Source organism: Bacteroidales bacterium (assembly GCA_012517825.1).
Taxonomy (GTDB): Bacteria; Bacteroidota; Bacteroidia; order Bacteroidales; family JAAYUG01; genus JAAYUG01.
On the sequence record JAAYUG010000081.1, the window covers coordinates 1 to 6,282 of the forward strand.

The following is a 6,282-nucleotide window of genomic DNA, read 5'->3' on the forward strand; positions in this document are numbered from 1 at the left end:
ATATATTCCGCAATCATTGCGGAACAATAAATAATAAAATTTGGAAAAGAAAATAAAATGTTACAACCATGATAACAACTGATTATACTGATCACATTGACCGCTTTCTGAGCGGGCAGATGGAGCCGGAAGAAGATCAGTGGTTTCGAAAAGAGCTGCTGAAAAATCCGACGCTTGAGCACGAACTGATCTTTCATCAGAACATGAAAGAGGCCATTTTGGAGGAAGATGTTCTGATGTTGCGTGAGGTTCTCGAATTTGCGCATCATAATTATGAACAGCGCAAGGTTAAGGAACATCCTGCTGTTGCGCGGGGGCCGAAGAAACGGTTGCTGGTGGCTGCAGTGATAGCTGCCATGCTGGCTACCGGATTTCTGGCCTGGTTTATAGCCGGACGAAATGTAAGCAACCGGCAGTTGTACGATATGTACTACAAGCCGTACAAGGTGACAATGAATGTTCGTAGCGCCACGGCCGCGCAGGACAAGCTGTTGCGGGATGCTCTTGTATTGTACGAAAAAGGATCATTTGCTGAAGCGATTCCCTTATTCGAACAGGTTTTGCAGAAAAACAAGCTGAACCATGCAGCCAGCCTTTATTCTGGTATATCCTACATGGAACTGCAGAATTATCATGCAGCGGCTTTAGCCTTTCAGCGAATTATGGATGTGAAAAACAATCTGTACATTGAACAGGCGGAATGGTATGCAGGATTATGCTATCTGGTAGCCGACAACAGGGATAAAGCCGTAAAACAATTCAGCAAGATTGTTGCCCGTGACGGATATTACCGGAAGCAGGCCGAGGAAATTCTCAACAAGATCAAATAATTTCTGAGAAGATTAATAATATAGGTGTATCTGTTTAGGAATGATATCATGATCCGTAAGCCGACATATGAGGAACTGGAGCAGACGCTGGCGCATCTGATGGGAGAACTGGAGGCGGTTTCGAAGCAGGCCGGGGAACTAAAACGTTCCTTCCTGTCGATGATTTCCCATGAGATGCGCACACCGCTTCATGCTATCCTTGGGTTGGCTGAGATCATGGCGACTACTGATCTGACCCAGGAGGAGAAGGAAGAATACGTAACGCAGATTAACCAATGCGGAAACAATCTTCTTCAGGTGGTTCAGAATATGATTGACGCAGCCATGCTGGAAGCAGGGGATGTCAAACTTTGTGCTTCGGCGTGTGTTGTGGCGGATATTATGGATGAAGTATATCAGTATTTTAACCTTGAAAAACGCAGGCAGGACAAATGGGCTATTGCTCTGCTCAGGTCTGTTTCCCTGCCTTCCAATGATTTTACCATCATCAATGATAAGGAGAGGTTAAAGCAGGTACTGGGGAACCTGCTGGATAACGCCCTGAAGTTTACTGAACGGGGTGTTATTGAACTAGGATGTTATATACCACAGGAACAAACCATTCGTTTCTTTGTTAAGGACAGCGGTGTGGGGGCAGACCCCGGAAATGTGCAGCAGATTTTCGGGTTGTTTGCAAAAGCCGCTCCGACGAAGGAGAAGTTGTTCAACGGTACCGGCCTTGGATTGACTATTGCGCGCGGGCTTGTTGAACTGATGGGAGGGAAGATCAGTGTGTTCCGCAATGAATTGGGCGGATCCACCTTCTGTGTCGATTTACCCTTTAAAATCGATAAACTTTCGGCGCAACCCGACCAGCTCCTGATGTCGTTAAAAAAAAATATCGCCTGACAGGTGACGGGTTATAAGCAGCAGTTTCCCGTCACTTGCCGGTGATGAAGTCCGGATAAAACCAACGAATGATAAATGGCAGCAAACAAAAAGCAGCAGCAGAAAATAAGGCAGTTTAAAACAGGCAGTTTAAAAAGGGCATAATTTTTTTAAGATTTCCACTTAATTTGTATCTTACAGGCACCTTCGCAAGAGGTGCCTTTTTTGTGAGAATATGGCGCGATTTCCGTTTTACCAGCAGCTTGATTCCATGGATTGCGGGCCCACATGCCTGCGAATGATTGCCCGATACTATGGGAAAACATATGCCCTGCAGACTTTAAGGGATGCCTGCCACATTACAAGGGAAGGTGTTTCCATGCTGGGAATCAGCGATGCAGCCGAAACAATAGGTATGCGCGCAACCGGTGTGCGGATCAGCTACGAACAATTGGCCGAACAGGCTCCCCTGCCTTGTATTGCCCACTGGAAGCAGAAACACTTTGTTGTTGTTTACAAAATTAAAAAGGACAAAGTGTATGTGGCCGATCCTGCGCTGGGTCTTGTTGAATATACACCCGAAGAATTTCGTAAAGGTTGGATCAGCACAAGAAAAGACGGGGAGGACCGGGGACTTTGCCTGCTGCTGGAACCAACTCCTGATTTTTATGCCCGGAAAGACGAAAAAATTGACAAGTCGGGCTTTTCTTATCTGCTGGCCTACTTTAAGCCGCATAAAAAATTTGTTGGTCAGCTTCTCCTGGGTCTTCTCTTCGGAAGCCTTATTCAGCTCGTGTTTCCTTTCCTTACCCAGGCACTGGTCGACGTTGGTATCAATAACCAGGATATTGGTTTTATATACCTCGTTTTGCTGGCTCAGTTGGTACTCTTCATCAGCCGCATATCGGTGGAATATCTGCGCAACTGGATATTGCTGCATCTGAGTGCCCGCATCAATATTTCTCTTGTATCAGATTTCCTTATCAAATTAATGAGTGTGCCCATCGCCTTTTTCCACTCCAGAAACACGGGTGATTTGTTACAGCGCATAATTGACCAGAGGCGCATTGAGGCATTCATGACTACTTCTTCGCTGAATGTGCTCTTTTCGCTTTTCAGCGTGGTTATTTTTGCATTGGTTCTTGCCTGGTACAACCTTGTCATTCTCCTGATTTTCCTCTTGGGCAGTGCTCTGTTTGTAGGATGGATCATGATGTTTATGAGGAAGCGAAGGGAACTCGACCAGCGGTTATTTGAACAGATGGCTGAAAACCAGAATGTGCTGGTGCAGATGATTGAAGGCATGCAGGAAATCAAACTGAACGGATGCGAGAAACAAAGACGGTGGGAGTGGGAAGAAGTGCAGGCACGAAGGTTTTATACCCAGGTAAAAAGCATGGGCCTTACACATCGCCAGCATTTCGGTGCATTTACCATTAACGAAATCAAAAACATTCTGATTACCTTTTATTCTGCGGCGGCTGTTATTCACGGTGACATGACGCTGGGTATGATGCTGGCTGTTCAGTTCATTCTGGGCCAGCTTAATGCTCCCTTGCTGCAACTCATAAATTTCTTCCATGTATTGCAGGATGCTAAAATCAGTCTTGAACGACTGGGCGAAATTCACCTGAGGAAAAGTGAAGATGAGGAACAGGGTCTGCAGTTAAAACAGCTTCCCGACGACAAAACCATTACCCTCAAAGGGGTTTCTTATCAATACGAAGGTCCGCACTCTCCCTTTGCACTTAAGGATATTCATCTGACCATACCGCACGGAAAAGTGACAGCCATTGTCGGGGCCAGCGGAAGCGGCAAAACAACCCTTGTAAAATTACTGCTTGGCTTTTTCAGGCCGGTAGAAGGCGAAATTTATGTGGCCGACACCCCCCTCCGTGATATAAATCTCCGCACATGGAGAAGCCAGTGCGGGGTTGTTATGCAGGATGGATTCCTGTTTTCCGATACAATTGCGCGAAACATCGCACTGGGAACCGAGGAAATTGATACAGACAGGCTTTTGTATGCCGTAAAAATTGCCAATATCAGGGCTGATATTGAAGAGCTTCCCCTGGCCTATAATACCAAAATCGGGGCATCGGGAATTGGTCTCAGCCAGGGCCAGAGGCAGAGGATATTAATTGCCAGAGCATTGTACAAAAATCCGCAGTATCTGTTCTTTGACGAAGCCACCAATGCGCTGGATGCGACAAATGAAAAAGTGATTGTAGAGAACCTGAATGAGGTTTTCAAAAATAAAACGGTTGTGATTGTGGCTCACCGTCTCAGTACCGTGAGAAATGCCGATCAGATCGTCGTGCTGCAGAAAGGAACAATGGTTGAAACCGGTACTCATGAAGACCTGGTGGCTCTGAAGGGAGTTTACTATCATCTGATTAAGAACCAACTGGAGCTAGGAATGGATTGAAATGTAATGACCTATGGAAGAGAATCCTATTGAAATACACAGTCCTTCGGTTCAGGAAATACTTGGACGGGTTCCTCCACGGATTTTACGTTACGGAACCTGGCTCATTATTATTGTTACCCTGTTGTTTATAGCAGGATCATGGATTTTCAGGTATCCTGACATTGTTGCTTCCCGGATCGTTGTTACCACAACCAATCCGCCGGCACCACTGATGGCAAGGACGAACGGAAAAATTGCCGAGATCAGGGTAGCCGATAAAACTTTTGTAAAGTCGGGAGAGATTCTGGCCGTAATAGAAAATCCCGCTTCCCTGCAGGATATGGAAACACTGGCTTCACTGGCCGATTCGGTTATACGAAATATCGACAGCCCGCTTGTGACCGAAATACGGTTTCCTGTTTCTCCTCAGCTGGGAGAAGTTCAGCAGGAATATGCACAGTTTCTGAAGGCATTTGAGGATTATAAATCATTTGTTTCCCTTGGTTATTACCGTCAGAAAGTTAAGTTGCTCCGGGATGAAGCGGAAAAGTATAAAATGTACATCAAACAGGTGCAGAAGCAGATAGGGATTCTTCAGCGGGAAATGCGATTGGCCGGAAGACAGTTTTCCCGCGATTCATCCATGTTCAGGCAGGGAGTAATTTCCCCCAGCGATTTTGAGAAGGCTGAGAGTGCCTATTTGCAGAAACGCTATGCACTGGAGGAGGCAGGGAGTCAGCTGACCAAAGCCAGACTCCAGCTTGCCGATGCAGAACAACAGATTCTTGATCTGCAGCTTCAGGAAGTCAAGGAACAGTCGCGCCTGAAAAATGACCTTGCTGAGGCGGCATCAAAACTCAAAGGTGCTGTTTCGGTGTGGGAGCAGACCTATGTTATCAAAGCTCCCATTGACGGACAGGTTTCGTTTAACAAATACTGGAGCATTAATCAGACTGTGACACAGGGAGACAGAGTGATGACCGTAGTGCCGGCAGGATCAACGGAAATCATTGGCAAAATTGAGCTTCCTGTGGCCAAGTCGGGGAAGGTCAAAACAGGACAGAAAGTCAATATCAAATTTGATAATTATCCCTACCTGGAGTTTGGCATGGTGCGAGGAATTGTGCGCGACATTTCGCTGGTTCCGGCAAACAATATGTACAACGTGGAAGTTACCCTTCCCGACAGCCTGAAAACCAATTACAACACCTATCTCCCTTTTAGTCAGGAAATGCAGGGTATGGCAGAAATAATAACGAACGACAGGCGCCTGCTCGAACGCATTGTTACCCCGTTGAGGAGCATAATCGACAGGCAGAGAATGCTGTCATCTAAAAAGTAATTTTTGCATTGGTTATTTGCCCCTGGGTAATGCTTACACTTTCGGTAAGATTGCGATAACAGGAAAACTGAAATGTTCCTGAAACCCTGTTATTAACCTGATCAACGCTGGACAGAGTAATAGACCCGTCGATGCTGGCATAGGCATCTTCATCCGATACCTGCAGGGAGGCTTTATACAGAGCTGCGCACTGTGCAAGTCCTTCTGCAGCAGACAACTGATATCTTCCGGGAGAGATTCCGTTAACCGTAATAATTATTGTTCTTCCGTCAAGGGAGGTGCCTGTTATTACCAGCTTCATGTTTTCAACCACAATAACCGGCATGATGCATTGCCACGCATCTCCGTTGATAAAAGCTGTCATGCGGTACATGACACTGTCTTTGCTGCAACCCAGGAAAAAAAGAATAATGAATAAGGGAAGGATACGTTTCATAGACATGCCGGAAATTTTGGTCAATGATACGAAAAAAATATCAGAGCAATTTATCCCAAGTAAGGTGAATTAACAAATTCAACCAGGCTATAGCAAAATTATTTTTAGAGGAATTCGTCAATTGAAAAACTTAATTGACGAATGGACTAACAAAATCTACTCAGATTTTATTAGCCGGGATTACCTCGATAAGTCAATAGAAACGAGTTGCATAAATGTTTTTTTGTGTTTTTATTGACTGATCCTGGTTTATATAAAAAAGGGTTGACGTCACATGCCAACCCTTTGATAGGTAAGATTTCGTTGTAAATGAGGGAAAAAGTTTTCTGAAGTATCTCCTGCTAAATAAACTGGTTAATAATTGCCTCGTACAATTCCTGTTTTCCGCTTATCTGGG

General features: G+C 45.3%; 5 protein-coding genes. 4 read left to right on the forward strand and 1 reads right to left on the reverse strand.

Annotation, left to right across the window (positions count from 1 at the left end; all coding sequences use genetic code 11):
* Positions 1-68: 68 nt before the first annotated feature.
* From GX419_05075 to GX419_05090, 4 genes are all read left to right on the forward strand, one after another.
* A complete protein-coding gene (locus GX419_05075; protein NLI24058.1) occupies positions 69-830 on the forward strand; it encodes a hypothetical protein in 762 nt (253 codons plus the stop codon).
* A 48-nt stretch (positions 831-878) separates the two neighbouring features.
* Positions 879-1,718: a HAMP domain-containing histidine kinase gene (locus tag GX419_05080; protein ID NLI24059.1), complete on the forward strand. Its 840-nt coding sequence runs from the start codon at positions 879-881 to the stop codon at positions 1,716-1,718.
* A gap of 214 nt (positions 1,719-1,932) precedes the next feature.
* Entirely contained in the window at positions 1,933-4,125 is a 2,193-nt protein-coding gene (locus GX419_05085; GenBank protein ID NLI24060.1) for a peptidase domain-containing ABC transporter, read from the forward strand.
* Positions 4,126-4,138: 13 nt separating this feature from the next.
* Positions 4,139-5,449: an HlyD family efflux transporter periplasmic adaptor subunit gene (locus tag GX419_05090; GenBank protein ID NLI24061.1), complete on the forward strand. Its 1,311-nt coding sequence runs from the start codon at positions 4,139-4,141 to the stop codon at positions 5,447-5,449.
* Here GX419_05090 and GX419_05095 read toward each other — a convergent pair.
* Positions 5,439-5,885 carry a hypothetical protein gene (locus GX419_05095; protein ID NLI24062.1) on the reverse strand — a complete coding sequence of 149 codons (447 nt, stop codon included), beginning with the start codon at positions 5,883-5,885 and terminating at the stop codon, positions 5,439-5,441. The genes GX419_05090 and GX419_05095 overlap by 11 nt on opposite strands.
* Between the last annotated feature and the right edge of the window lie 397 nt (positions 5,886-6,282).